Consider the following 25,843-nt stretch of genomic DNA (forward strand, 5'->3'; position numbering starts at 1 on the left):
CTATCATTTTAATAAATGACCAAATACGCACCACACTTGATCAAAGAGTATATGTATTTCTTATTATTGCACTATATTTGTGCAAATTATTCTTACCATTAGTTCCCTCTTGTGCCCTCATTTATTGCACTTTTTGGAGGAGCTTCAGTTGCACGATTTTGTTGAGTCTTTTTAGCAGTATCAACAGCAGAATTAGACTGGTGTACATCTACAACATTTCCCTCTGCATCTCGACGAATAATAGTTGTCCGAGTTGTAGAGTTCGTTGCTGGAGCAGCCACTTTAGGTTGCGTATTTATAGCCCCATTTACACCTGTGCCTATAAGTAAAGACTCATCAATTTTAGGCAACGCAGCTGGGCGCAACCGCACTTCATAAGTTTGGCTAATCCCACCTTTCATTTCATCCGCACCCAAATCATTGACCAGTGGCACATAAGTTGAAAATTGTTGAGGTTGCGGCTTAATTGATTCAGGCAAATTAAGATTCAGTTGTGTTAACTGCTGAATTGCATCTTCAGAACGTTTAAATACGCCATATGTCAAAACATATTGTTCAGATTGCTTTTCTCCACTTAATCGGAAGTAGATAAATTTATTTCGGTCTGAACGATTCTTTAAAAAGTTTTTAATAATATCTTCATCAGATGCACGGAATAGCTCAAGCGTCCATTGTTTCTTGTTTTCGTTCATAAACTTTGTACCGCGGAACTCTGCCTCATGTTGACCAGATACAACCGTCCGAGTCGTTAAATCAAGAGGCCTAACTTCATCAGCTAAAGCCCCCAAGTTAGCCGTTGTTGCCACTTTTTCTGGCTGAATTTGCACTGGTGTGTCTGAATCGGCTGCTTTTTCAACTTCGACAAGCTTCTTACTATCAGTCATTACCCAGAAAATAAAAGCCAGAAACAAGCAGACGATACCACCCACCAACCAGATATATTGTTGAACATTCTGCCAAAGTGTACGTGATACAGTCATGTGTTACCTTAATTTATTATCCGTGTTGATTTGCTAAAATAGCTTGTTTCATGAGTTCAACATCAAAGTCTTTAGTAATTACCGCTTGTCCAAGTTGTTTTAACAACACTAAACGTAATTGACCATTGAGAACTTTTTTATCATGTGCCATATATCCAAGGAATTCATCCAATGGAATTTTTGGACATGATATCGGCAAATTAGCGCGTTGAATAATTTTTTTTGTACGCTCTACATCATCGCTTGAAATCCAGCCTAAACGCTGTGATAAATCAGCTGCCATGACCATGCCGGTAGCAACTGCTTCGCCATGCAACCAAGTGCCATAACCAAGGTAAGATTCTATAGCATGACCAAACGTATGACCTAGGTTGAGTAAAGCACGCTCGCCTTGCTCTTTTTCATCATTTGCAACAATACGGGCTTTATGGGCGCATGAACGATAAACAGCTTCAGCTAAAAGACTAGCATCTCGACCAACCAAGCCATCCATATTTTGTTCTAACCAAACTAAAAAATCGGCATCACCTAACAAGGCATACTTAATGACTTCCGACAATCCAGCAGACAACTCTCGATCTGGTAAAGTGTTGAGTTGAGCCATATCAGCTAAAACAACTTGAGGCTGCTGAAATGCACCAAGCATGTTCTTACCCAGTGGATGATTAATGCCAGTTTTACCACCTACACTTGAATCTACCTGTGAAAGAAGTGTGGTCGGAACCTGAACAAAATATACACCACGCTGGAAACATGCTGAGGCAAAGCCAGCCATATCACCAATAACACCACCACCTAAAGCTAAAACTGTACAGTCTCGGTTAAAGCCAGCTTCAAGTAATGCATCAAAAATTAAATTTAAATGTTGAATGTCTTTATATTTTTCACCATCAGGCAAAATACAAGTAGCTATAGTTTTACCCAAACTTTTTAACGCTTCTTGATAATGAGACAAATATAAAGGAGCGACCGTTTCGTTACTCACAATCATGACCTGTTGACCATGAATATAAGGCTCAAGCAACTGTTTAGGATCAAGTTGACTGCCAATAAAAATAGGGTAACGGCGTTCGCCTAATTCAACATGTAAAGTTTGCATGAATTTATAAAACCACGAGTAAGTTTGGCTATATTAGCGTGTTAGACAAAATAAGTTGCAAAATCTTTTGAGCAAGATCACGAGCAGCGCCCTGATTAGTTTCAATCGTATAATGAGCAACTTCACGATATAAAGGATCACGTGTTTTTAACAAATCACGCAATTTTTGTTCAGGGTTTTCAACTTGTAATAGAGGTCTGTTTTTATCGCGATACGTTCGTTGTAATTGAAGTTCCACAGGAGTGTAGAGGTAAACAACAATACCGCGCTGCTTTAAAAACTCACGGTTTGGCGCTTGAGTGATGGCACCGCCCCCAGTTGCTAATACCAAGGCATTACGGGAAGTCAACTCATTCAAAACAATGGTTTCACGAGTACGAAATCCAATTTCCCCTTCTTTTTCGAAAATCCAAGGAATAGTAGCGCCCGTTTTGCGCTCAATTTCATGATCACTATCTAAAAATTCACGCCCCAATAGTTCGGCTAAATGGCGTCCAACGGTTGTTTTTCCTGCCCCCATGGGCCCTACCAAATAAATATTTGGCAGGGTTTCAAACGCTTTGCTTGGCAAGGCGCCACCTATTTCAATTGCTTTCATTGAAAAATATATTAATGATTTCTCACCAAAGTGTCATTAACAATTCGTGGCGTAACGAAAATCAGTAACTCTTGTTTATCATCAGATTTCACATCTTTTCTAAATAAACGGCCAACTACAGGGAGGTCTCCCAAGAAAGGAACTTTGGTTTGTGAATTAGAAGTTGCCTGTTCAAATACTCCACCTAAAATAACGGTTTCCCCATTATTCACCAATACATTGGTGTTAATCTGATTTTTATTCAAAATTAACTCGCCATTAGGAGCACTATCGGCAACCGAGTCTTTTGAAATATCCAATTTCATTTGAATTTTACCGTCAGGTGTAATACTTGGCGTAACATCTAAACTTAACAGCGCATCTTTAAAAGAAGTTGTGGCAGTTGAACCAGAAGCAGAATTCGTTGTAGTTTGATATGGAACTTGCTGACCTGTTGCCACTCTAGCTCGTTGTTTATCTGCAGTCATGACTTTTGGTGTTGAAATAACCTCACCATAGCCATCTGCCTGCAATGCTGATAACTCTAAATCCAACATAAAATCAGACATACTGATTAAACTAAAAGCTATGCTACTGGCTCCGGCTGAGGTAACACCCAAATCAACGTTTAAATTATCTGGCCGTTCAATCGTGTATTTACCTTCATCATCTGGTTCTCTTAAATTCCAAAGCGTCGTATCACTCCCCCCCACCAACAAACTGTTATTACTGTTCACCCCTTGCGATAATATTCCCCACTTAACGCCAAGCTCTTTGGTGAATGAAGTAGATGCTCTTACAATTCGCGCTTCAACCATGACCTGTTTGACTTGCACATCCAACAAATCAATCATTTTACGAATTTGATCAATCGACTGTGCTGTATCATTAATAATTAAGGTATTGGTTCGATCATCTTGAGTAATTGTTCCACGTGGACTCAACAAACTCCCTACGTTATTGCCTAGACTATCAACACCCGTATTTAAGTTAGTAGAAGTTGATGTTCCGCCAGCAGAAGTCCGTTGTAAGCCATTACTATTATTTGAACCTTGAGTAATTAAACCCATAATATCCTGAGCTTGCGCATATTTAAGTTGAATATACTCAGTTTGTAAGGGTGCAAGTTTGACACTCTGCGCCACAGCTTTTGCTTCTTCTTCTTCAGCCTTGATCAACTCTGCAACAGGAGCAATCCAAATGACATTACCATTTCTGCGTTTATCAAGATTTTTGGTCTTTAAAATAATATCAAGTGCCTGATCCCACGGAACATCTTTCAATCGCAAAGTAATATTGCCCTGCACACTATCGGCAGCCACCATATTAATGCCCGTAAAATCGGCAAGTAACTGTAGAACTCTACGAACTTCAATATCTTGGAAATCAAGAGAAAGCTTATTACCAGAGTAATGAGGCGTCTTATATAAAGAAGTTACGTTTTTGTCTTGTGGACGCTTTAGGCTAATGGTGAGTTTATTTTCCGCTTGATAAGCCATATATTCATAGCTACCAGTGGATTGAATCGTAATAACACCATTGCCTTTTTCATTATAAGATTCGATGGTAGAAACAGGAGTCGCAAAATCGTTCACATTTAAACGTTTAGCTAAATGAGTGGGAATTTTAGAGCCTAGTGTTCTCACTACAACTTTGCTGCCTTGTTGTTGAACATCAACAGGGGTATTACTTCCCAATAAATCAATAACAATTAGCCCTTCACCTTGACCACCACGCTGAAAGCCAATATTTGAAACGCCTTGGGGTTGCATTGTATTTGTTGGTAGAGGTTTAATAGCCGCTTGAGCTGAATTAATCTTTAAAATAAAAGTATTGCCTTCTATGCGTGTTGTAAACGCACCCGCATCTTTTAAATTTACAGTTAAACGTGAGCGCTGATCGTCAGAACTTACATCGACCGAGCTCGCTTCATTTGTACCAATTGCCACTTTTGACTGTGTTAAAGTCTGCTGAGCTTTATTAAAATCCAAAATCAAACGTGAAGGATTTTCAAGTTGATATGCCTGTGGTTGTGGCGGCAAACCATTAAACATCACTCTAATTTCTGTACCCTGACCTGCAATTTGTGTCGGTACAATATTGGTCATGCTGACCTGTGCAGATGCAACCTGCATAACTGCAATGGCTACAGCCCCCATAGAAAACTGACGGAATACGTGATTCATTGTCTGACCATCCCCAATTAAATAATCTTTAAAAATACTTTTTCTTTGTTATTCCCTAAATTTTAGGGTGCGGGTCCAATTAACACTAAGGTTCTTGGTCTCTCCACATAGCCTTCACGCCCATCGGGGACAATTTCTACCAGATCAATCTGAGTTGGACCAATATGGGTAATACGCCCTTGATTCATCCCGATATAGTTCCCCACCTGCACTCGCTCAATTTGCTGATCAGGTGATTGGATAAGAGCCAGTACTTGCCCACGGTTATTACGTATGCTTCCTTTCATGTTTAAGGATTCTAATGCATAACTTTCTAGAGGCTGAGGTGCACGTGAGAAATTCGGATATACCCGTTTTCCTGCCATAATTTTGAGCTCAGCAGCAAGTGAGCTTGGTAAAAATGGACTCTTTAGCTGATGAGCCGCATAATTAAATTGTGGTACAGGTGTGAAAACAGGTGCTGGATCTATCGGCTGTGGTGGCTGGTTACGTATATCTGCCATTTGCTGATTTACAGCGTCGATTCTCGAGTCACATCCGACTAAAACTAAACATGCCAAAATAGAAAAAGAAATTTGCTTAAGTTTCATTGTAATGCTCCTATTTCGACTGTGTATTAGCAGTAGAGGAAACAGGTGCTACTGAAGCCGAAGCGTTGTTTTCCGGATGTTCAGCATTTTCTACGGCGCCCATATAGCGATAAGTTTTTGCTTTAATAGAATAATTAAGCACAGGAATATCTGACTTACTATCTTTAACAGGTGCAGCTTCTACAACAAAGTCATGCATTGTCACAATACGTGGTAATGCCGCAATACTACTGACAAAAGCACCAAAAGCGTGATAATCGCCGGTTGCTTCCATCGTAATAGGCTGTTCAATAAAAATTTCTTGCTTCACTTCATCTTCTAAACGGATATTTTTAAACTTCAGGCCAGAATTCACCCCAGTTAAGTTAATATCTTCAACCAAACTTGGAATTTCGGTTTCTTTTGGCAGTTGCTCTAACTGCTGATTAAAGTTTGCTTGCATCTCTTGAAGTTGAAGCTGATATTGCTGCAAGTTACGCAATTTTGAATCTTTTTCTCGAAACTCATTCAACAAATTACTTTCTTGTGCCTGTGCATTATCAATTGCTTGTAGCTTTGGCTGAATAACAACAAAATATCCCAAAGCCAACACAGCAAAGAAAATAGAAATCCAACAAGTAATTTTCACAGATAATGGCCAGCTACCATAACTGTTCATATCTAGTGTGTTAAATTGCTGAAGAAATTTTTCTAAGGTGATCTTTTTTTTCTTAGATGGAGCTTGCTCTAGCGACAACTCATGAAGTTCATCCGGACTCATTTAACCGCCCCCTTATCCGTACTTACAGTCGTATTGGCGGTATCATCTGTTGTAGTCACCCCCATTTCGCCCAAATCAACAGTCACAACAAAACTGCCATAGCTATCTTCCACTCGAGGAAGCAGCGAACTCGCAGTCTTATCTTTTTTCTCTTCAGTCGCTAAGAAAGAGTTCATAAAAGCGTTGCGATACCATGGTGATGCTTCGAGATTACGTAATAACTCCGCAACCGTATTTGGACTTTCCGCTTTACCTTCAATAGTAAATTTATCTCCAGTTCGACTAAATTTAGTCAAATACATTGCAGCAGGAGTAACACGTACCAATTCATCTACCAAACGCACGACAACAGGGCGCTGACTTTGCAATCCCTGAATAAGTTTCATACGCTCGATAATAGCGTCACGCTGTTCTTGCAGACCATTTAAGGTTTTAAGTTGTTGATCTAGACTCTGGTTTGTACTGATGATGAGCTGATTCGCTTGTTCTTGATCATTTAATTTTTGATTCAAATAAAACCACCCTGAAAATACAGTGGTGATCCCCAAAACAACGACCCCAAAACAAAAAATAATAAATTGTTTTTTTCGCTGCTCCCTAAGCCCATCACGCCAAGGGAGTAAATTAATTGTTGCCATTAATCAAAACTCCTTAAAGCCAAGCCACATGCCACCATTAACGAAGAAGCATCATTCTCAATTTTTTGAACGTCGACTTGAGGAGAAAAACCCATTTGTAAAAACGGATTGGCAATGGTCACACGGTAACCAAGCTTTTGCTGCAACAATTTGGCAAGCCCAGGAATATTGGCATTCCCACCTGCTAGTAAAATATGGTCAATTTCATTGAATTGTGATGAAGAGAAGAAAAATTGTAGAGATCTAGCTGCTTGCTGCACGACAGCATCAAGAAATGGCTCTAAGACTTCAATATCATAATCATCTGGTAAAGAGCGCTCTTTTTTAGCCCGTCCCGCTTCTTCTAAAGACAAACCATAACGGCTTTGAATTTCCAAAGTAAGCTGTTTACCACCAAAGACTTGTTCACGGGTATAAATGATTTTGCCATTTTGCATAACCGATAATGTCGTCATGGTATGACCGATATCTAAAATACCAATGGTATTTGCACCCATTGGCAAGCTATCAGCAAATACACTAAAAGCACGCTCGACAGCATAACTTTCGACATCAGCAAGCTTAGGAGTTAAGTCCACCAGTTCCAGTACTTCTATTCGTGTTTCAACATTTTCTGTTCTTGTTGCAACTAAAAGTACATTCACGCGGTTTGGATTAGGCAGTCGATCTGGTAAAACCTCAAAATCAAGGCTCACTTCATCCAAAGGGAACGGTATATACTGCTCCGCATCTAATCGAATCTGAACTTCTCGTTCATCATCATTCATATCTGCATCCATTTCGATGGTTTTATGAATAACCGTCGATGTTGGAACAGCAATTGCAGCGTTACTGGTTTGGGGATTTGCCAAATTCATCGCCCGTTCCAAAGCTTCTGCAACTGCCTCTGGATTCAAGATATTTTTTTCAACTACACTGTTCTCGGGTAAAGGCATCAAAGCATAGCTTTCCACCAAATATTTACCGTTCTTAACAGAGAGCTCTAACAACTTAACAGAAGTCGAACTAATATCGACACCCATTAACCCCTTATTCGGTTTACGATATAACCTGAGCACACTATTGTCCTATTATTTTTTTATCCCCAAAAAAAAATTACAAACCAATAATCTAGGTCTTTATTTTTACACGGATACAATATCTCATCTAACAATCCGCATGTCTAAAGGCTATACTGACCACAATTAGTTTGTATTCGATCTTATTAAAGCTTACTTATCATGAAAAAGCTATCCAGTTTGGGCTTCGTGCGTCCAATTTTTTTGATCATTATTATTATCTTAGTCTCACTTCCGATGGGCTTTTATGGCATGTATCTCTATATCGCCCCATCGCTCCCAGAAATGAGTTCGCTAAAAAAAGCTCCGCTTTTAAAACCACTACAGGTCTACACATCAGATAATCAACTGATTGCCGAGTATGGTGGTAAGCTGTCTATTCCGGTTGAATACAAACAAATTCCTCCTGCTTTTATTCATGCATTTTTAGCAGCAGAAGACTCTTCTTTCTTTGAACATAGCGGGATCAGTTTTAAGGGCTTAGGGCGTGCTTTAAGTGAAAGTGTGACTGGCTCTGATGTGCAAACTGGTGGTTCAACCATCACTATGCAGGTTGCAAAGAACTATTATTTGAGTCCAGAAAGAACATTAAAACGCAAAATAACCGAGATCTTTTTGGCTCGAAAAATTGAGCAAAATTTATCTAAAGAAGAAATTCTCAGTCTCTATGTGAATAAAATCTTTTTAGGAAAAAATGCCTACGGTATCGCAGCAGCAGCCAAAATTTATTACAACAAAAGTATTAATGAGCTAAGCATTGCTCAAATGGCAATGATCGCAGGTTTACCAAAAGCGCCTTCTAAATACAACCCTGTGGTTAATCCAGAGCGTGCACTTGAACGTCGTAACTGGATTTTAGGTCGTATGTTACAGCTGGGTTATATCTCTCAAGCAGAATACCAAAAAGCTGTAGCTGAACCGATCAACCTCAATATGCCCAATCGGGATTTAAATAATATTCACCCTTATGCCGGCGAAATGGTTCGTTCAGAACTCGTAAAGCATTTTGGTGAACAAGCAATTGATTCTGGCTATAAAGTCTATACAACTATCAATGCTAAACGCCAAGCGATTGCTGAAAAATCTGTGCAAGATGGTCTTGAAGCTTATGACCGTCGTCATGGCTGGCGCGGTGCTGAAGCACACGACAAACCGTTAACTGAATTTAGAGCATATGCCAACACCTACCCTGCACAAGTTACTAAGGTAAATAGCAGCTCTTTTGAAGCATTAATGCAAGATGGTACAACGGTTACTGTACAGTGGTCAGGTATGTCATGGGCCCGCCCCTATCGCAATGCGAATAGTGTAGGTGGTGCTCCTTCCCGTGCATCTCAAATTGTTCAAGTTAAAGATATCGTTCGCTTACGTCCAAATGATGCAAAAACAGCATGGTCTTTAGTTCAGGTTCCAAAAGTTCAAGGTCAACTTATTGCGATTAACCCGAATGATGGTTCAATTGAAGCAATTGTAGGTGGTTATAACTTCTATCAATCGAAATTTAACCGTGCTTTGCAAGGCTGGCGCCAACCGGGTTCAACGATTAAACCTTTTGTCTATGCATTGGCACTAGAGCGCGGTATGACACCGTACAGCATGGTGAATGATAGTCCTATCACGATTGGTAAGTGGACACCGAGAAACTCAGACGGTCGTTATTTAGGAATGATTCCATTACGCCGTGCGTTGTATTTATCTCGTAACACCGTATCTGTACGTCTTTTACAGACAGTCGGAATTGAACGTACTCGCCAGTTATTTATGGATTTTGGTTTACAAGAAGATCAAATTCCACGTAACTACACCATTGCCTTAGGTACTCCTCAAGTCTTGCCAATTCAAATGGCAACGGGATATTCGACTTTTGCCAATGGCGGCTATCGCATTCAACCGCACTTTATTCAACGTATTGAAGATGCATACGGTAAAGTCATTTATGAAGCTAAACCAGAATATGCATGTATTCCATGTATTAACGCACCTGACACAACTGATGACGAGCAAAAAACGACGACAACAGATGATGAAGTGATTGAAGTTACTAATAAAGATGTAGAGCAGAAAGAAAAGGCAGCTAAGCAACTTAATCTTAAACAGACTGATAAAGCGAACAGTGAATATCGTCAGGCACAGCGTATTTTAAAATCAAGTTCTGCTTATGACATGGCTAATATTTTACGAGACGTTATTGAACATGGTACAGGCCGTGCCGCGCTTAAAATTGGTCGTAATGACTTAGGCGGTAAAACAGGTACAACCAACGATGCAAAAGACGCATGGTTTGCTGGCTTCAACGGCAAGTTAGTTACTGTGACGTGGGTTGGATTTGACCAACCAACGACACTAGGTCGTCGTGAGTATGGTGGTATTGCTGCATTACCGATCTGGATTAACTTTATGGGTCAAGCTTTGCAAGGGACACCATCAGCTTGGGTTCGCCTCGACAAAGATGCTCAAGCACCTATTTCACGTGACAAAAATCAAGCAGTAGTAGAAGTTAGCGATAAGAAAACCTATCGCGCGGCTCCACCATTGGCTCGTCCACTATATCGTCCAGCACCACCGCAACCGAAGCTCAACAATAATAATGACTTTGCCGATTTACCGGGTGAAGAAATTGTTATTCCATCAAAAGCTGCACCTCCTGCTATGAAACCTTCACAGGAACCCGCACCTAAGCGAGAAAAAGATGAACTAGAAAATCTGATTAATCAGATTGAATAAATAATAAAAAAGCCATCGTTAGATGGCTTTTTTTTGGGCTTTTAAAATAGTCTATTAGCTAGCTTCTTTATTACGCTTCTGAAAGACATAAATTTGAAAAGATGCCATTACTTCTAATTGCGACTGCTGCTCTAACTGAAAACGACGTTCGGGAGAAGCTTTATAAGCATAAGGCGTCATAGCAATTAGATTTTTTAAGGACTGCTGATCAAGCACAAAAGGGGCATCAATAATTTGCTCTTGCTTGAGCTCAAACAAATCTTGCAACTGCTCCACAAACTTTTCTGGTACATGAGGGTTAACCTGTTCAAATAAAGCTTCACGCATTGCATATAAATGTTCAGAGGCAGGCGTGACAACAATTAAATAGCCATCATCTTTTAAAACACGTGCAATTTCTGCTTGTGGAATAGGGCTAAACAAACTGGTACATGCATCCATGCTTTGATCAAGCACAGGTAAAGTCGCACCAGTTCCCACAACCCAAGTCACCTCATTATTCAGCTTTGCTGCACGCTGTACCGCATTTTTTGCAATATCCACACCAACACATTGCTCAACCACTTGCTGCATAGCACTTGTGTAATAGCCTTCCCCACACCCAATATCAAGTACAGTTTTTACATCAAGTTGTTTTAATAAAGCCACTACAGCATGTTGTAAGGGTTGGTAATAACCGCCTTGTAAAAAAGCTCGTCTCGCATCGACTGACTCTGGCGTATCTCCGGGGTTTTTACTGTGTTTATGTTGCACAACATGTAAATTAACATAACCTTGTTTAGCGACATCATAACTATGCCCTTGTCCACATCGCCAAGTTTTTTCATTTAAATCCAGAGATTGACGGCACACAGGACACATTAAAATTTGCTTAGTCACTTTTAATTATTCTCTTGTTCTTTTTGCTGTAAATAAGTCTTTGCCTGCATTCCCACAAATGTACGCCCTGCATTTGTTCCATTAATCCATTCATCTACTTGAAATAAATCAAACAGACCAACCTTGACTAAAGTTGGAATTGCGATCTTTAATTCCTCTTCAATCTGTCCTCTTTGCCCTGCATTATATAATTCAATATTATGCAACATTGTAGCGACAGTTCCTGTTTGTACCTGGCTTCCATCTTTAAGTACGACCTGAGGTAACACCTCACCCTCACCAACCACTTTTTGATTAATTACAGATAATTGGTCTAGACCAGCAACTTTTGTCATTCATCTCTCCAATAAAAAAAGCCAGTAGAACTGGCTTTATATTGACACTAAAATAAGATCTATCGCAATTTTAAAGTCATTAGACCTAAAACTACTAATATAATTGTAATAATCCAAAAACGAATCACAACTTGGGTTTCTTTCCAGCCCTGCTTTTCATAGTGATGATGCAACGGCGCCATTAAGAATACGCGTTTATTACGCATTCGCAGCGATCCAATTTGCAAGAAGACAGATACTGCCTCCATTACAAACACACCACCCATAATCGCAAATACGATTTCTTGGCGCACCATGACAGCAATTGTTCCAAGCATCGCGCCTAAAGCTAAAGCGCCAACATCACCCATAAAGATTTGGGCAGGGTGTGCGTTATACCAAAGAAATGCCAAACCTGCGCCAATCATGGCAGAACAGATCACAACAAGCTCAGAGGTATATTTCACATATGGAATATGTAAATAGTTAGCGAAACGGATGTCACCAGACAAGTAAGCAAATACACCTAAGCCGGTAGCTACCATTACAACAGGCATGATCGCCAAGCCATCTAAACCATCTGTTAAGTTAACTGCGTTAGAAGCACCATTAATCACCAGATAGGTAAATACAATAAATGCCAAGCCTAAAGGAACAATTGAGAGTGGAATTGAAAGATTCTTAAAGAAAGGAATCAATAAATCCAGCATATTTGCAGTATGTTCTGCATTAGACTGTTGAGTTGCAATTAAATATAACGCAATACCAGCACCAAGGGATGCAACAGAAGTCCAGAAAAACTTCTTACGTGCAGGTAAACCTGCATTGTCTTTATAGCGAATTTTAATCCAGTCGTCTGCCCAACCTACAGCACCGAACACAACCATTACACCAAGCACAATCCAGACATAAGGGTTAGATAAATCAGCCCAGAGTAAAGTACTAATACCAATTGAAAGCAGAATTAAAATCCCGCCCATCGTTGGTGTACCCATCTTTTTAGCATGATTTTCAGGAGCAAACGAACTTACTGCCTGACCGTATTTTAACGCTTGTAATTTACGAATCATGATCGGTCCGAGGACCAAACCAATGGTCAGGGACGTTAATACACTGAGTAAAGAACGTAATGTTAAATAACGAACGACCTGAAACGAACTGTGATAGCCCGCAAGTTGTTCAAACAACCATAACAGCATTTAAAGTTTCTCCATCAAATCAGCCATCAACGTTTCCATATGAGTAAAGCGAGAACCTTTAAACAGGAAACTCATGGACTGGGGTTGATGTGTTTGGATTAGATTGATTAGAAATGGAAGCGCCTCAGCTTGTGTCTGAAATGCTTTCACTTTATTGGAATGAGAGTCTGCACCCTCGAGAGCGGCTGAAGCAAACTGCCCAACTGCAATAATATGATCTAAAGGAAGTTCGGCGAGATCATGGCCTAAATCGTGATGCTCTTGCCAACTGCTATCTCCCAACTCACCAATATCACCCATTACCATCACTTTTATGCCTTGTTGCTGCAACAATACTTGCGCAGCAGCACGCATAGAATTTGGATTGGCGTTGTAAGTATCATCAATAAATAAGTAAGGAGATTTTTGAATAAAGTTTAGACGACCTTTAGCACCCTGAGCTTGCTCTAAGCCTTGGACAATATCTTCAAGTCCAATACCAAGCGCCAAAGCAAAGGCTACAGCCGCAGTGGTATTTTGCACATTATGCTCACCTGCAAAAGGGAGTTTAACGGTACTCGTCCCTTGCGGCGTATGTAGGGTAAAATTTGTTGATTGAGGCAGTAACTCAATATCTGTTGCATAAATATCGCCCCCTACGCCAAATGTAGAAATGCGATGTGCTTGTGCAGCTTTATGAATTTCAGCCGTAAAATCATCTTGTTGTGGAACGATTGCAACGCCATTTGGTAAAATATGACGATAAATTTCTGATTTAGCGCGGCAAATACCTTCACGTCCGCCAAATTCGCCTAAATGAGCTGTCCCAATATTTAAAATGCCCGCAACATGAGGCTGAACCAACTTAGAAGTATAATCAATTTCACCCTGATGACTTGCACCTAGTTCCATTACAGCAAACTGATGTTCTTTTCTCAGTTCAAGCAACATCATGGGTACACCGAGGTCATTATTTAAATTACCACGGGTGATTAATGTCGGAGCTAAACGCGATAATATACTTCCCAACATTTCTTTAGTTGTGGTTTTACCGCTACTACCTGTTAAAGCAATCACTTTTAATTGAGTATTTTGCTCACGACGATAAGCGCCAAGTTGCCCGAGAGCCAAGCGAGTGTCGGCAACAACTAGTTGGGCAATATCCACATCTAACGGACGTTCAACAATTGCGATTTGACAACCATTCGCTGCAACCTGAGCTACAAAGTCGTGCGCATCAAAACGTTCACCCTTAAGTGCTAAAAAAACATCCCCAGTTTCCGCATGACGTGAGTCCGTCAAAATACGTTTAATTTCAGTTTGAGGGATCTGGTCTTTATGCCAGTAGCCCTGTGTTGCCTGTTGTAATTGCTGAGCTGTCCACGGTTCCAAAGGCACGGTACTGGTGGTTGAAGTATGCATAATTTGTCCTATTGTGCAGGGTAAGCAGCGTCTACAGTATGGTGTTGCGCAGCAATCGCTGATTGAACTTCAACAACATCATCAAACCAGTGACGCACACCATTAATTTCTTGATAGTTTTCATGACCTTTACCAGCAATAACAACAATATCACCAGCCTGAGCCTGCTGTGCAACAAATTTAATTGCTTCACGGCGGTCATGAATTTCATGCATACGGTGTCCTGAAAAATCGATTCCTTGCTTCATATCAGCAAAAATTTGTTCAGGATCTTCGGTTCTTGGGTTATCCGAAGTCAAAATAATCGGATTTGCGCCGTCTAAAGCGGCTTGAGTCATTAGTGGACGTTTGCCTCGATCCCGATCTCCACCACATCCGAATACCGCCCAAAGTTGATTAGATACATGACGTTTTAGAGTTTTAAGCACCTGAATCAAAGCATCAGGTGTGTGCGCATAATCCACAACAAATAAACGCTCACCATCACGAATGACCTGCATTCGTCCCGGCGCACCAATTAATTGAGGGACAAAAGCGACTAATGCTTCTAAATCAAAACCTGCTTGCTCAGCAGCAATAAGTGCTGCAATCAAGTTTTCGACATTGAAATGTCCCAATAATGGACTTTGAACAGCAAAAGAACCTTGCTGGCTGACTAAATTAAAAGTCGCCCCTGCCAAACTGTAACTTAGGTCACTAATATAATAATCTGCTGTATTTTGAGTAAGCGAATACGTCAGAATCTTTGGCTGAGCAGGATTTTGTTTTGCTGCATTTATCATTAGAGCAGCATACTCATCATCCAGATTAATAACAGCCACTTTTAAAGAGCTGAAGCGGAATAAAAGAGCCTTAGCTTCAGCATAAGCCTCTAAAGTGCCATGATAATCCAGATGATCACGGCTCAAATTGCTATAAACGGCAATTTCAATAGCACAACCATTTAAACGGCCCTGCTCTAAACCATGTGAGCTTGCTTCCAAAGACGCAAAAGTTGCACCTTGTTTAGCATAGTCATGTAACGCATTTTGTAATTGCAAAGCATCAAGTGTGGTATGCGTTGATGGTGTTAAGTCTGGCAAAATACCATTACCCGTAGTTCCCATCACTGCACATTGCTTTTGTTGCGAACTAATTAACTCAGCAATTAGACGTGAAATTGTTGTTTTACCGTTTGTGCCTGTCACTGCAACAATACGTGCTGGTGCAACTGGATCTATCTGCTGCAAATAACGCTGTTGCCACTCCCCCATGCGCTGGCGTACATCAGGGCATACCCACTCATTTTCCAAACCCAACTCAGTCTCGCTAATGATAGCAAGTGCACCATTGGCTAAAGCTGACTCAGCAAATATACGCGTTTTTTCAGGTTGGCTATAACTGGTCAAGGCGATAAAGATTTGGCCTGACTCAACTTTACGGCTGTCTAAACTAAAACCATGAAAAGGCTGCTTAGACCACTGTACATCAATCTCGACTGGACTAATTTCTTGAAAAGAAACAGACATAGCTTACCTGCGAATAGGGTTTTCTGGAGTATCAAGGGGCTTATCAAGCGGTACGTTCATTAAGCGCAATGATTCTTGCATAATGCGTGCAAAAACAGGGGCAGCAACCAAACCACCGTAATAACGGCCTTGCGGGTTTTCAACCACAACAATAACTGCTAAACGCGGGTCACTAATTGGGGCAACACCAGCAAATAAAGCACGGTATTCATTATTTGAATAACCTTTACGGTCTGCACGAAGTTTATGCGCCGTACCAGTTTTACCACCCACGCGATAACCCGGAATATTAGCTTGTTTTGCAGTACCACCAGGCATAGTCACCTGCTCTAGCATAAGCAAAACCTGATCGGCAATTTTTGGAGCTAGAACTTGTTCACCTTTAGGTGCCTGATCTAACTTATGCAGGCTTAAAGGCATTTTCTCGCCATGATTTGCAAGCATTGCATAGCCTTGCGCCAACTGGAGAATAGTCGCATTTAGACCATAACCATAAGCCATGGTACCAATTTGGGAAGAATTTAATTTACTTGCCGGTAGCACCAAACCTGAGCTTTCACCTGGGAACTTCACAGCTGAACGTTTACCAAAGCCAGCGCGATTAAAGAAGCTCGGCAATGTTTGCTTTGGAAGCGACAATGCAATTTTTGCAGAACCCACGTTTGAAGACTTAATAATCACGCCACTTACAGTTAATGCACCATAATTATGAGTATCACGAATTGTATGCCAACCTAAACGCATTGAACCCGGAGAAGTGTTTACAATCGTATTTGGCGTATATTGTCCAGTTTCCAGTGCCGCAGAAACAGTAAATGGCTTCATGGTTGAACCCGGTTCGAACATATCAATCGCACCGCGGTTACGCATGGCATCTTTATTAGATAAACCGTTTTTGTCATTTGGGTTATATGACGGCCAACTGGTCATTGCCAAAATTTCGCCAGTTTTAACATCTACAGCAATCGCTGTTGCCGAACGAGCGTTATTTGCAACACCAGCAGCTGTTAATTCACGGTACATAATGTACTGCAAACGGGAGTCAATACTTAAAGTGATGTTTTCGCCCGGTTCACCCTCACGAATAACCTCTGAAACTTTTAAACGGTTTCCGCGCTTATCACGAATAATTTTTTGCTCACCATCCACACCCGACAGCTGTTTATTGAGCTGCATTTCCAAGCCTTCAATCCCTTGGCCTTCACTGTTGGTTAAACCAATAATCTGGGCATTTGGCTGTGGTTGAGGATAATAACGCTTATACGTTTTCTCGGCATATACCCCTTGAAAGTTACCCTTCGTAATGAGGTCTGCCTGTTGCGGAGGTATTTCTTTCTTCAAAACCAGATAACGAGAACGCGGTCGTGCATTCATCTGTTTTTTAAGATCGGCACGGTCTAAACCAACGACATCTGCCAACTCATCAAGATTCAAATTTTTATCGGGTAATTGTCGTTTTAATTTACGATTATTCGGATCTTTCTTTAATTCTTCTGTAATTTGATCATATAAGTGTTTGGTATCGAAATAATCACGTGGATCCATTACGATTTTCATGATTGGTGTACTAATTGCCAAAGGCACCCCGTGGCGATCACTAATCACGCCACGCATGGCTTCCACACGCTCAGTACGCAAAATATTGGCATTGGCCTTGTTTTGTAAAAAATCCTTATTAATTACTTGTACATAAAATGCACGTGCAATTAAAACAACAAAACAGAGCAGCACCACTGCCCAGAGCAGATAAAACCGCCACATATCAAATGCAAGAGTTGGTTTTTCCGAAATAGACTGCTGTTTTTTCCGTGTTTGTTTTGTTCGCTTATCTACCATACAGCAAGGCCTTACTTATTTTGCTCTGAGGTCATTGGTAAAGAAATTACCACCGTTTCTGCAGCCGGTGGAGAAAACATCCGTAGCTGAGTTACAGCACGCGTACCAATCTGTGCTGTTGCACCAAAGGTTTGTTGCTCAATGAGCAAACGCCCCCATTCAGCATTGAGATCATCACGTTCACGCATATAAGAGCTAAGCTCTCTATAATCATGACGATATTCAAATACTTGAAATACCACCATCATGGCACTTATAAAAACAAGCGCCACCAATACTGTATACACAACAATTTTTTTCACCACTTTGTTTTCTGTGGTTGCGATTTCATCACTGCTTTTCATTACGCGCCTTTTTCTTCCAAGCGTTCAGCAACCCGAAGCCATGCACTACGTGAACGAGGGTTCGCTTTTACTTCTTCTTCACTCGCACGAACCCTTGAAATTTTCTTTAATCTTCTTGTATCTACCCGCTGCTCAGGCATTCCCCAACCGAAATCTTCTGCTAACGTAGATTCTTTTTGAATAAACTGCTTAATCAGTCGATCTTCAAGAGAATGGAAACTAATAACAGACAAACGCCCTTCCGGTTTTAGTAAGTCTACAGCTTGCGGCAAAAACAGTTCAATATCTTCTAGCTCTTTATTAATAGCAATTCGAATAGCCTGAAATGCACGTGTCGCTGGATGTTTATGTTTTTCCCATTTTGGATGAGCAGTTTTAACAACTTCCGCCAATTGAGCGGTCGTTTCTAGTTTTCCAGCTAGTTTAATGGCTTTAGCAATACGTCGACTATAACGCTCTTCACCATATTGATAAATAATATTTGCTAATTGTTCTTCTTCAATTTTAAGTAACCACTCAGCCGCAGTTAAACCCTTAGAATTATCCATTCGCATGTCCAACGGACCATCTTGCATAAAGCTAAAACCACGCTCAGCCTGATCAAGCTGAGGAGATGAAACCCCTAAGTCAGCCATAATTCCATCAACACTCATCACGCCAATTTCCTGCATCTTCTCTTTGATATCAGCAAAACTGGCATGAATGATGGTAAATCTTGGATCTTCTTGTGCCAAAGCAGCAGCAACTTCCAAAGCTTGAGGATCTTTATCAAATGCATACACTCGTGCATTTTCATCAAGTTTGGAGAGCAATAAACGTGTATGCCCGCCTCTTCCGAAGGTTGCATCGATATACACCCCTGTTGTGCGATCTGCCAATAAGCTCTCAACGGTCTCAAAAAGTAAGACAGAAATATGCGACATAGGTGTTAAATCATTGCGTAAAAATGTAACTGCACATTATCACCTTGTTTATGACCAACACCAAACTGCTTTTTGTAGGAAAATATTAATTTTTCATAGATAAAACCGTTTTGTTAGCATTTTTTAAGCAAAAAAAGAAAGCAAGCTAACCTTTTTAAGTTTGCTTGCTTTCTTTATGAATATTTATCTTTTAAATTTTCTTTTTGAACTACTGTTTTTTAGATAATTTTATTTACTGCTTCCCATCATAAATTTGATCAAAGACAGCTCCATTAGCAAAGTGAGTTTTCTGAGCTTTCGCCCAGCCACCAAACACATCATTAATGGTAAATAATTTAATTTTTGGGAATTGTACTGCATATTTTGCTGCCACTTGAGCATTACGTGGTCGGAAATAATGTTTAGCAGCCAGCTCTTGCCCTAAAGGTGAATATAAAAAATTTAAATAGCCTTTTGCCAAAGTTCGATTTCCATCTTTATCAACGGTTTTATCTACAATTGCGACTGATGGCTCTGCCAAAATTGAAATTGATGGGTAAACAATTTCATATTTGTCTTTATCAGGTCCTTTCGTTGCCAATAAAGCTTCGTTTTCCCAAGACAATAAAACATCACCAATGCCACGTTCGGCAAATGTTGTTAGCGAACCGCGTGCTCCCGAATCAAGTACTTTTACATTGTGATAAAGCTTTTTAACTAACTCACGAGCTTTAGCATCATTACCACCCGGTTGTTTTAAGGCATAACCCCACGCAGACAAATAAATCCAACGAGGTGCGCCACCTGTTTTAGGGTTAGGGGTGATAATTTCAACACCCGGTTTTGTTAAGTCATTCCAGTCACGTATATTTTTAGGATTGCCTTTTCGTACTAGAAATACAACAGTAGAAGTATAAGGCGCAGAATTATTCGGAAATTCTTTTTGCCAATTCGGCTGGATAAAGCCTGCTTTCACAATCTCATCAATATCATTCGCTAACGCTAACGTTACAACATCAGCTTCTAAACCAGTAGCCACCGCCCGAGCTTGTTTACCAGATCCACCGTGCGACTGTTTAAATTCAACATCTTGCCCTGTGCGCTGTTTCCAGAACTTCCCAAAAGCCTGATTATATTCTTGATAAAATTCTCGGGTCGGATCATAAGAAACGTTTAAAAAAGAGGTAGCGGCTTGAGCTGCTGTTACTGCCATTCCCAAATACACAGCTACAGCCATTATTGATATTTTTTTCATTTACAAAATCCATCATTGGTTTTAGTTTTACTATATTTTTAATTTTATAATTTACAATCAATTACTTATATTAATATATTTTTTATTAATCTCTTTAAAATATATAGATTAAGATGTTTAAGTTATTTCATTTTTGAAAAGTTTTGTAATTATTCTTACAACTTAATGAGGGCCTTCACTTTATCTACACATTAATTTGTTAAATAATGAAGCGCAAAGGATACATATGGCCTACATTTGGGTCGACCAGATTAAAATATAGATAATTTTTGTAAAAAGTGTGACACAGTTCCACTTTTTTATTAAGATTTATGTTTAAATCGTAGCATTACCGTAATTTTACATTTCGTTAAACTCAAAAAATAGATGAAATGTAATGAACAGAGGGGATGATTAATAATGAAAATTCATTATGGAAAAGCGTTAAGCTTAAGTTTGGTGCTGGGTTTGGCATCACAGTTTTCTGCAGCAGCAGTACTTAAAGATACTCCAAACAAAACTGGGTCAGATAAGCAGACTTCGCTTATTGAAAAAGCTTTAGATCAACAGAAACGCAATCCTATTGTATTACCTTCTACGGATGATGAGCTTAAAGTACTCAATACCATTCGCGTTACACCGACTCAAAATTTTCTCGCTGCTCAGCATGAACGTTTTTCACGTTTTGTTCAGGCAATCTTTCAGCCGCATGCTTCTTAAAATCTGAAACATCCCCTCTTCGTTTCAGTTTTAGCCCAGTCTGATGTTAAATAAAACGTCAGAATACTGGGCTTTTTCGTTATAATAGTTTCAATTTTTATTTTGACCCATTACCTATGAAAGTTCGTACTCGTATTGCACCTTCCCCTACTGGTTTTCCTCATGTCGGCACCGCCTACATCGCCTTATTTAACATGTGTTTTGCGAAACAACATGGCGGAGAATTTATTTTAAGGATTGAAGATACAGACCAACTTCGCTCTACACCAGAGTCTGAAAAAATGATTTTGGATTCATTACGTTGGTTAGGTCTAAATTGGTCTGAAGGTCCAGATGTGGGAGGTCCTCATGCACCGTATCGCCAATCTGAACGTATGGGAATTTATAAGCAATACGCATTAGAACTTGTTGAAAAAGGTCATGCTTTTTATTGTTTTGCTACAGCTGAAGAACTAGACCAGATGCGTGCAGAACAACAAGCACGTGGTGAAACACCAAAATATGACGGTCGTGGGTTAAAACTTTCTCAAGACGAAGTGACACATCGCTTGGAAGCGGGCGAACCACATGTCATCCGTATGAAAGTACCTGAAGAAGGTATTTGTAAGTTTAATGACTTATTACGCGGGGAAGTTGAAATTCCTTGGGCGCAAGTCGACATGCAAGTTCTTCTTAAAAATGATGGATTACCAACTTATCATTTGGCCAATGTCGTTGATGACCATTTAATGGAAATCACTCATGTATTGCGTGGTGAAGAATGGCTTCCATCTGCACCGAAGCATCAGTTGCTTTACCAATATTTTGGTTGGGAAATGCCGACACTTTGCCACATGCCATTGCTGCGTAATCCAGATAAATCAAAATTATCTAAACGTAAAAACCCGACATCAATTAACTACTACCGCGATATCGGTGTATTACCAGAAGCCTTGCTAAACTATTTAGGCCGTATGGGTTGGTCAATGCCGGACGACAAAGAAGTGTTCACCTTACAAGACATGATGGATAACTTTGATATTCAACGTGTTTCCCTAGGTGGACCAATTTTTGATGTTGAAAAATTAAATTGGCTTAACGGTCAATGGATCAAAGGTTTAACCCCTGGTCAACTGTTAGACCGTTTATTAACTTGGAAGAGTGATCGAAGCACTTTAGAAGATATTGCTGCTGCCATTCAACCGCGTATTAACTTGCTTTCAGAAGCAGTGAATTGGGCTGGTTTCTATTTTAACCATATGCCACAAATTACCGCGGAAATGTTTGAAAGTAAAAAATTGACTCAAGAACAAGTTCGTCAAAGTCTTCAATTTGCAATATGGCGTCTTGAAGGCCAGTTCACTTGGAATAATGACACTGTGAGCCAAACCCTAATGGATATTGCGAACCAGATGGAGATTAAATTACGCGATTTCATGCCAGCGTTCTTTATCGCAATTGCGGGTTCAACCAGCTCGACCCCTGTAATGCAGTCAATGGTCACCCTTGGACCTGATTTAACTTTCGCTCGTTTACGTCGCGCTTTAGAAATTGTGGGTGGGCCAAGCAAGAAAGAAGTTAAAAATTGGGAAAAACTCAATGAGAGCTTAAAATTGCCGAAAAATGAAGCAACTAGCGAAGTTTAATTCATTTTTTAGTTGACGTGTGAGCGCATTCAACCTAATATTGCGCTCACACAAACTGGGGTCATAGCTCAGTTGGTAGAGCGCTACAATGGCATTGTAGAGGTCAGCGGTTCGATCCCGCTTGACTCCACCACGCTCCTTTGTGTTTGCCTCATCAAGTCCCTATCGTCTAGAGGCCTAGGACATCGCCCTTTCACGGCGGTAACCGGGGTTCGAATCCCCGTAGGGACGCCATATTCTGCTTTATAAAATTATAAAAAGACTCTATCGTCACCTTACTGTTTATTCTTTATCTCTTTCTAGATTGCACATTTGTCTATTTTATCTAAAATAGCGTCTTTCTTAATTCTCTCAATGTGTAATATGCAGCCATCTGACAATCAACTAGATGCTCATCAGCATCAGAACAGTACTGCACCTTTAAAAAGAGCCATGAGTACTCGCCATCTTGTTATGCTATCACTAGGCGGAGCAATCGGAACTGGTTTATTTTTAGGTTCAGGGGAAGTCATTTCACAAACTGGAGCTATTGGCGCAATTATTGCCTATATTCTTGGTGGCGCGATCGCTTATATGGTCATGCTCTGCCTAGGAGAACTTGCTGTACATATGCCTGTTTCAGGCTCTTTTGGTGCCTATGCCAAAAAATATATCAGCCCGAGTACAGGCTATATGATTTCTTGGATGTACTGGTTGACCTGGACTGCAACGCTTGGAACTGAATTCACAGCTGCGGCATTACTCATGCAGGAATGGTTCCCACATATTTCAATGTGGATCTGGACAATTTTTTTTGCAATCACTATTTTTGGCTTAAATATTAGTTCAACTCGCATTTTTGCTGAGTCTGAGTTTTGGCTAGCTCTTGTTAAAGTGATTACCGTGATTGCTTTTATTGTGCTAGGCCTATTAGCAATTTTTGGTTTAATTCCTTTTCATGGTAGCCAAACTGCACCCCTATTTAGCAATCTTACAGCTCAAGGCTGGTTCCCACATGGTTTAATTCCTATTTTTACTACCATGTTAATTGTTAACTTTGCTTTCTCAGGAACCGAATTAATTGGCGTAGCAGCAGGTGAAACCAAAGATCCGGCTCAGAATGTACCCAAAGCAATTAATGCAGCGATTTGGCGTCTTCTTATTTTCTTTGTAGGGACCATTATTGTTATTAGCGCTTTGCTTCCCTTCCAACTTGCAGGTTTAGGTGGTGAAAGCGTAAGTAGCAGTCCATTCGTTACTGTATTTAATTATATTGGCATTCCATATGCGGATGACATTATTCGATTTGTAATTATTACAGCTCTGCTTTCGGCAGCAAATTCAGGACTTTATGCCGCTTCACGTATGATGTGGTCACTGTCGGAACAAAAATTATTACCTAGCGTATTTGCTACACTCTCAAAAAGTGGAACACCTATTGTTGCCCTAGTTGTCACAATGTTTGGAGCAATTCCAGGCTTGTTATCAGAGCAATTTGCCCCAGAGACTATTTTTAAAAATCTGCTTGGCGTTGCAGCATTTACTATGGTTATTGTCTGGATGAGCATTTGTTTAAGTCAATTTAATTTCCGCCGCCAATGGTACAAATCTGGCCATACAGTTAAAGACTTACAATATGCTGCTCCATTATTTCCTATCGTCCCGATTTTAGGTTTTATTTTCTGCTTTATTACGTGTTTAAGTATGGCAGCAGACCCTGAAATGCGTGCTGGTTTTGTAGGCTGCCTTATTTTTACAGCTTTATGTTATGTCAGCTATTTTATTTTTTACCGCAATAAGGTCTAAATCACCCTTATTCAATGAAAGTGTAGCAAAAAGCTACACTTTTTTTTGTCTACACACTGGTTTTATATAACATACCGTTGTAGATTAAAATTTATATTAAAAACAATTCCTTGTATAGAATGAAAATTATATTTATCCACGGGATGAATCAACAGAATTACACATCACACCGCTTAAAAGAGCATTGGTTAAAAGTATTTAAGCTCGGTCTAAAGCAAATGCCTTGCAAAGTTAACGTACGCGATCTTCATATTCATATGCCATTTTATGGCGATTTGATGAATAAATATCAATTAAGTAATCAATTAGATCTTACAACCTTGTTACCTAAAACATTTTTAAATAATTATTTACCTATTCATTTACATGAGAATAATCCCCCAACGAAAGAACACACCCCTTTTATTCCCTTATTGTCGCCATCAACGGATCAAGCTGAAAAAAGCTTTTCAGAACGACTCTATCTGACCTCTCAACTCGTAAAGGATCGAGTACTCAAAGAATTGGTTGTTCTTTTAAACAACTTTCCAAAATTGCATGAGAGTTTGATACAGCAGTTTCTGATTGAAACTTATATGTACTTATCTAATCCTGAATTTATGCAAGAAGTGAATGAGCGAATTTTAAAGAAAATGCGAGAAGATGATGATTATATTGTCGTTGCGCACTCTCTCGGCTCAGTCATTGCCTATCGGCTATTTTCAGACCCATCTTATCAATTTTCAGTTAAACGATTTATAACTTTAGCGTCCCCTTTATCTTTTCGCGTCATTCAAAGTAAGCTCCCGAGCCCAATTGCCAGACCACCCTGTATTCACGGTGAATGGTTTAATTTTTATTCTCAAGATGATTTTCTGACTGCATTTCCATTATCTGAGGCTCCTTTTAACTTTGATCCGCCTATTATTAATCAGAAAATTTTTACCTTCGCCAACCAGCCACATGAGATTTTAGGATATTTACAACATCCCTCCGTGATAAAGGCAATTATTGAACCTTTTCAGAAAAAAGAGGGCTAAATGTATATATTTTCTACAATTTGAGTTATTTTTAAGCGCTTGATAGCTTTTTTTAATATTTATTCAGAAAACTATTTGACACTTTTATTAAATCGACCTAATATACGCCCACCTCTGAAACGTCCCTATCGTCTAGAGGCCTAGGACATCGCCCTTTCACGGCGGTAACCGGGGTTCGAATCCCCGTAGGGACGCCAGTAATTTTTTCAGATGTATGCCTCATATAAGTCCCTATCGTCTAGAGGCCTAGGACATCGCCCTTTCACGGCGGTAACCGGGGTTCGAATCCCCGTAGGGACGCCAAATTCGAATCTACTGTGATCTACAGTAGTACACAAACCCTTGAATTTATTAAGTTCAAGGTTTTTTTTGTTGTCTATAGCTATTCACATTATTTCCCCCAAATCTACCACTCTAAGCGGTATATTTAACGGTATATCTTAATACCGTTGCGATACCGTTAGG

The 25,843-nt window shown here is 40.0% G+C and carries 22 protein-coding genes and 4 tRNA genes; 9 read left to right on the top strand and 17 right to left on the bottom strand.

Features of this window, described 5'->3' with window-relative positions:
- Positions 1-98: 98 nt before the first annotated feature.
- The 8 genes from RMB13_RS15495 to RMB13_RS15530 form a co-directional block, all read right to left on the bottom strand.
- Positions 99-980 carry a hypothetical protein gene (locus tag RMB13_RS15495; RefSeq protein WP_311085687.1) on the bottom strand — a complete coding sequence of 294 codons (882 nt, stop codon included), beginning with the start codon at positions 978-980 and terminating at the stop codon, positions 99-101.
- Between the two features lie 16 nt (positions 981-996).
- The gene (gene aroB, locus RMB13_RS15500; RefSeq protein ID WP_311085688.1) at positions 997-2,079 is read right to left on the bottom strand and encodes a 3-dehydroquinate synthase; all 1,083 of its coding nucleotides are present in this window, start codon (positions 2,077-2,079) and stop codon (positions 997-999) included.
- Between the two features lie 28 nt (positions 2,080-2,107).
- Positions 2,108-2,677: a shikimate kinase AroK gene (aroK, locus tag RMB13_RS15505; protein ID WP_003653807.1), complete on the bottom strand. Its 570-nt coding sequence runs from the start codon at positions 2,675-2,677 to the stop codon at positions 2,108-2,110.
- 11 nt (positions 2,678-2,688) lie between these two features.
- Entirely contained in the window at positions 2,689-4,842 is a 2,154-nt protein-coding gene (locus RMB13_RS15510) for a type IV pilus secretin PilQ family protein (RefSeq protein WP_311085689.1), read from the bottom strand.
- A 62-nt stretch (positions 4,843-4,904) separates the two neighbouring features.
- Positions 4,905-5,432, bottom strand: coding sequence for a pilus assembly protein PilP (locus RMB13_RS15515; protein ID WP_003653811.1), 528 nt, complete (start codon positions 5,430-5,432; stop codon positions 4,905-4,907).
- Between the two features lie 10 nt (positions 5,433-5,442).
- Entirely contained in the window at positions 5,443-6,192 is a 750-nt protein-coding gene (locus RMB13_RS15520) for a type 4a pilus biogenesis protein PilO (RefSeq protein ID WP_311085690.1), read from the bottom strand.
- Positions 6,189-6,830, bottom strand: coding sequence for a PilN domain-containing protein (locus RMB13_RS15525; RefSeq protein ID WP_311085691.1), 642 nt, complete (start codon positions 6,828-6,830; stop codon positions 6,189-6,191). Before RMB13_RS15525 ends, RMB13_RS15520 begins: the two co-directional genes overlap by 4 nt.
- Positions 6,830-7,888 (bottom strand): pilus assembly protein PilM, encoded by a 1,059-nt coding sequence (locus tag RMB13_RS15530; RefSeq protein ID WP_311085692.1) that lies wholly within the window; start codon positions 7,886-7,888, stop codon positions 6,830-6,832. The genes RMB13_RS15525 and RMB13_RS15530 overlap by 1 nt, the downstream gene beginning before the upstream one ends.
- Positions 7,889-8,050: 162 nt before the next feature.
- On the opposite strand from RMB13_RS15530, the gene ponA reads away from it, so the two are divergent.
- Positions 8,051-10,612 carry a penicillin-binding protein PBP1a gene (gene ponA / locus RMB13_RS15535; RefSeq protein ID WP_311085693.1) on the top strand — a complete coding sequence of 854 codons (2,562 nt, stop codon included), beginning with the start codon at positions 8,051-8,053 and terminating at the stop codon, positions 10,610-10,612.
- A 54-nt stretch (positions 10,613-10,666) separates the two neighbouring features.
- On the opposite strand, the gene RMB13_RS15540 is transcribed toward ponA, so the two are convergent.
- The 9 genes from RMB13_RS15540 to RMB13_RS15580 form a co-directional block, all read right to left on the bottom strand.
- Positions 10,667-11,491: a putative RNA methyltransferase gene (locus tag RMB13_RS15540; RefSeq protein ID WP_311085694.1), complete on the bottom strand. Its 825-nt coding sequence runs from the start codon at positions 11,489-11,491 to the stop codon at positions 10,667-10,669.
- A gap of 2 nt (positions 11,492-11,493) precedes the next feature.
- Entirely contained in the window at positions 11,494-11,826 is a 333-nt protein-coding gene (locus RMB13_RS15545; protein WP_003653820.1) for a hypothetical protein, read from the bottom strand.
- 59 nt (positions 11,827-11,885) lie between these two features.
- Positions 11,886-13,004 carry a phospho-N-acetylmuramoyl-pentapeptide-transferase gene (gene mraY / locus RMB13_RS15550; RefSeq protein ID WP_003653822.1) on the bottom strand — a complete coding sequence of 373 codons (1,119 nt, stop codon included), beginning with the start codon at positions 13,002-13,004 and terminating at the stop codon, positions 11,886-11,888.
- Positions 13,005-14,405, bottom strand: a complete 1,401-nt coding sequence (gene murF, locus RMB13_RS15555; RefSeq protein ID WP_311085695.1) for a UDP-N-acetylmuramoyl-tripeptide--D-alanyl-D-alanine ligase — start codon at positions 14,403-14,405, stop codon at positions 13,005-13,007.
- 8 nt (positions 14,406-14,413) lie between these two features.
- Positions 14,414-15,913, bottom strand: a complete 1,500-nt coding sequence (locus RMB13_RS15560) for a UDP-N-acetylmuramoyl-L-alanyl-D-glutamate--2,6-diaminopimelate ligase (protein WP_311085696.1) — start codon at positions 15,911-15,913, stop codon at positions 14,414-14,416.
- Between the two features lie 3 nt (positions 15,914-15,916).
- Entirely contained in the window at positions 15,917-17,749 is a 1,833-nt protein-coding gene (gene ftsI / locus RMB13_RS15565) for a penicillin-binding protein PBP3 (protein ID WP_005038254.1), read from the bottom strand.
- Positions 17,750-17,760: 11 nt separating this feature from the next.
- A complete protein-coding gene (gene ftsL, locus RMB13_RS15570) occupies positions 17,761-18,093 on the bottom strand; it encodes a cell division protein FtsL (protein WP_080027896.1) in 333 nt (110 codons plus the stop codon).
- Positions 18,093-19,016: a 16S rRNA (cytosine(1402)-N(4))-methyltransferase RsmH gene (gene rsmH / locus RMB13_RS15575; protein WP_005038252.1), complete on the bottom strand. Its 924-nt coding sequence runs from the start codon at positions 19,014-19,016 to the stop codon at positions 18,093-18,095. The genes ftsL and rsmH overlap by 1 nt, the downstream gene beginning before the upstream one ends.
- Before the next feature lie 232 nt (positions 19,017-19,248).
- Positions 19,249-20,250, bottom strand: a complete 1,002-nt coding sequence (locus RMB13_RS15580; protein ID WP_311085697.1) for a sulfate ABC transporter substrate-binding protein — start codon at positions 20,248-20,250, stop codon at positions 19,249-19,251.
- A gap of 399 nt (positions 20,251-20,649) precedes the next feature.
- Here RMB13_RS15580 and RMB13_RS15585 point away from each other — a divergent pair, with 399 nt between their 5' ends.
- From RMB13_RS15585 to RMB13_RS15620, 8 genes are all read left to right on the top strand, one after another.
- Positions 20,650-20,949 carry a hypothetical protein gene (locus RMB13_RS15585; RefSeq protein ID WP_005038248.1) on the top strand — a complete coding sequence of 100 codons (300 nt, stop codon included), beginning with the start codon at positions 20,650-20,652 and terminating at the stop codon, positions 20,947-20,949.
- Positions 20,950-21,065: 116 nt separating this feature from the next.
- Positions 21,066-22,574: a glutamate--tRNA ligase gene (gltX, locus tag RMB13_RS15590; RefSeq protein WP_311085698.1), complete on the top strand. Its 1,509-nt coding sequence runs from the start codon at positions 21,066-21,068 to the stop codon at positions 22,572-22,574.
- A gap of 57 nt (positions 22,575-22,631) precedes the next feature.
- Positions 22,632-22,707 (top strand) — tRNA-Ala (locus RMB13_RS15595).
- Between the two features lie 25 nt (positions 22,708-22,732).
- Positions 22,733-22,808, top strand: a tRNA-Glu gene (locus RMB13_RS15600).
- Positions 22,809-22,937: 129 nt separating this feature from the next.
- Entirely contained in the window at positions 22,938-24,359 is a 1,422-nt protein-coding gene (locus RMB13_RS15605) for an amino acid permease (RefSeq protein ID WP_005038245.1), read from the top strand.
- 119 nt (positions 24,360-24,478) lie between these two features.
- Positions 24,479-25,378: a hypothetical protein gene (locus RMB13_RS15610; RefSeq protein WP_005038243.1), complete on the top strand. Its 900-nt coding sequence runs from the start codon at positions 24,479-24,481 to the stop codon at positions 25,376-25,378.
- Between the two features lie 121 nt (positions 25,379-25,499).
- Positions 25,500-25,575 (top strand) — tRNA-Glu (locus tag RMB13_RS15615).
- Between the two features lie 30 nt (positions 25,576-25,605).
- A tRNA-Glu gene (locus RMB13_RS15620) sits at positions 25,606-25,681 on the top strand.
- Positions 25,682-25,843 lie beyond the last annotated feature (162 nt).

The sequence above is a fragment of the Acinetobacter sp. V102_4 genome, from assembly GCF_031799005.1.
In the GTDB taxonomy this organism is placed as follows: domain Bacteria; phylum Pseudomonadota; class Gammaproteobacteria; order Pseudomonadales; family Moraxellaceae; genus Acinetobacter; species Acinetobacter calcoaceticus.

Bases quoted from the DNA above. Each gene is read 5' to 3' on its own strand.
- RMB13_RS15515 (WP_003653811.1), bottom strand. From the start codon at position 5,432: ATGAAACTTAAGCAAATTTCTTTTTCTATTTTGGCATGTTTAGTTTTA.
- RMB13_RS15525 (WP_311085691.1), bottom strand. From the start codon at position 6,830: ATGGCAACAATTAATTTACTCCCTTGGCGTGATGGGCTTAGGGAGCAG.
- gltX (WP_311085698.1), top strand. From the start codon at position 21,066: ATGAAAGTTCGTACTCGTATTGCACCTTCCCCTACTGGTTTTCCTCAT.
- RMB13_RS15495 (WP_311085687.1), bottom strand. From the start codon at position 980: ATGACTGTATCACGTACACTTTGGCAGAATGTTCAACAATATATCTGG.
- mraY (WP_003653822.1), bottom strand. From the start codon at position 13,004: ATGCTGTTATGGTTGTTTGAACAACTTGCGGGCTATCACAGTTCGTTT.
- RMB13_RS15585 (WP_005038248.1), top strand. From the start codon at position 20,650: ATGAAAATTCATTATGGAAAAGCGTTAAGCTTAAGTTTGGTGCTGGGT.
- RMB13_RS15605 (WP_005038245.1), top strand. From the start codon at position 22,938: ATGCAGCCATCTGACAATCAACTAGATGCTCATCAGCATCAGAACAGT.
- ftsI (WP_005038254.1), bottom strand. From the start codon at position 17,749: ATGGTAGATAAGCGAACAAAACAAACACGGAAAAAACAGCAGTCTATT.
- murF (WP_311085695.1), bottom strand. From the start codon at position 14,405: ATGCATACTTCAACCACCAGTACCGTGCCTTTGGAACCGTGGACAGCT.
- RMB13_RS15545 (WP_003653820.1), bottom strand. From the start codon at position 11,826: ATGACAAAAGTTGCTGGTCTAGACCAATTATCTGTAATTAATCAAAAA.
- ponA (WP_311085693.1), top strand. From the start codon at position 8,051: ATGAAAAAGCTATCCAGTTTGGGCTTCGTGCGTCCAATTTTTTTGATC.
- RMB13_RS15520 (WP_311085690.1), bottom strand. From the start codon at position 6,192: ATGAGTCCGGATGAACTTCATGAGTTGTCGCTAGAGCAAGCTCCATCT.
- RMB13_RS15510 (WP_311085689.1), bottom strand. From the start codon at position 4,842: ATGAATCACGTATTCCGTCAGTTTTCTATGGGGGCTGTAGCCATTGCA.
- aroK (WP_003653807.1), bottom strand. From the start codon at position 2,677: ATGAAAGCAATTGAAATAGGTGGCGCCTTGCCAAGCAAAGCGTTTGAA.
- RMB13_RS15610 (WP_005038243.1), top strand. From the start codon at position 24,479: ATGAAAATTATATTTATCCACGGGATGAATCAACAGAATTACACATCA.
- RMB13_RS15580 (WP_311085697.1), bottom strand. From the start codon at position 20,250: ATGAAAAAAATATCAATAATGGCTGTAGCTGTGTATTTGGGAATGGCA.
- aroB (WP_311085688.1), bottom strand. From the start codon at position 2,079: ATGCAAACTTTACATGTTGAATTAGGCGAACGCCGTTACCCTATTTTT.
- rsmH (WP_005038252.1), bottom strand. From the start codon at position 19,016: ATGTCGCATATTTCTGTCTTACTTTTTGAGACCGTTGAGAGCTTATTG.
- ftsL (WP_080027896.1), bottom strand. From the start codon at position 18,093: ATGAAAAGCAGTGATGAAATCGCAACCACAGAAAACAAAGTGGTGAAA.
- RMB13_RS15560 (WP_311085696.1), bottom strand. From the start codon at position 15,913: ATGTCTGTTTCTTTTCAAGAAATTAGTCCAGTCGAGATTGATGTACAG.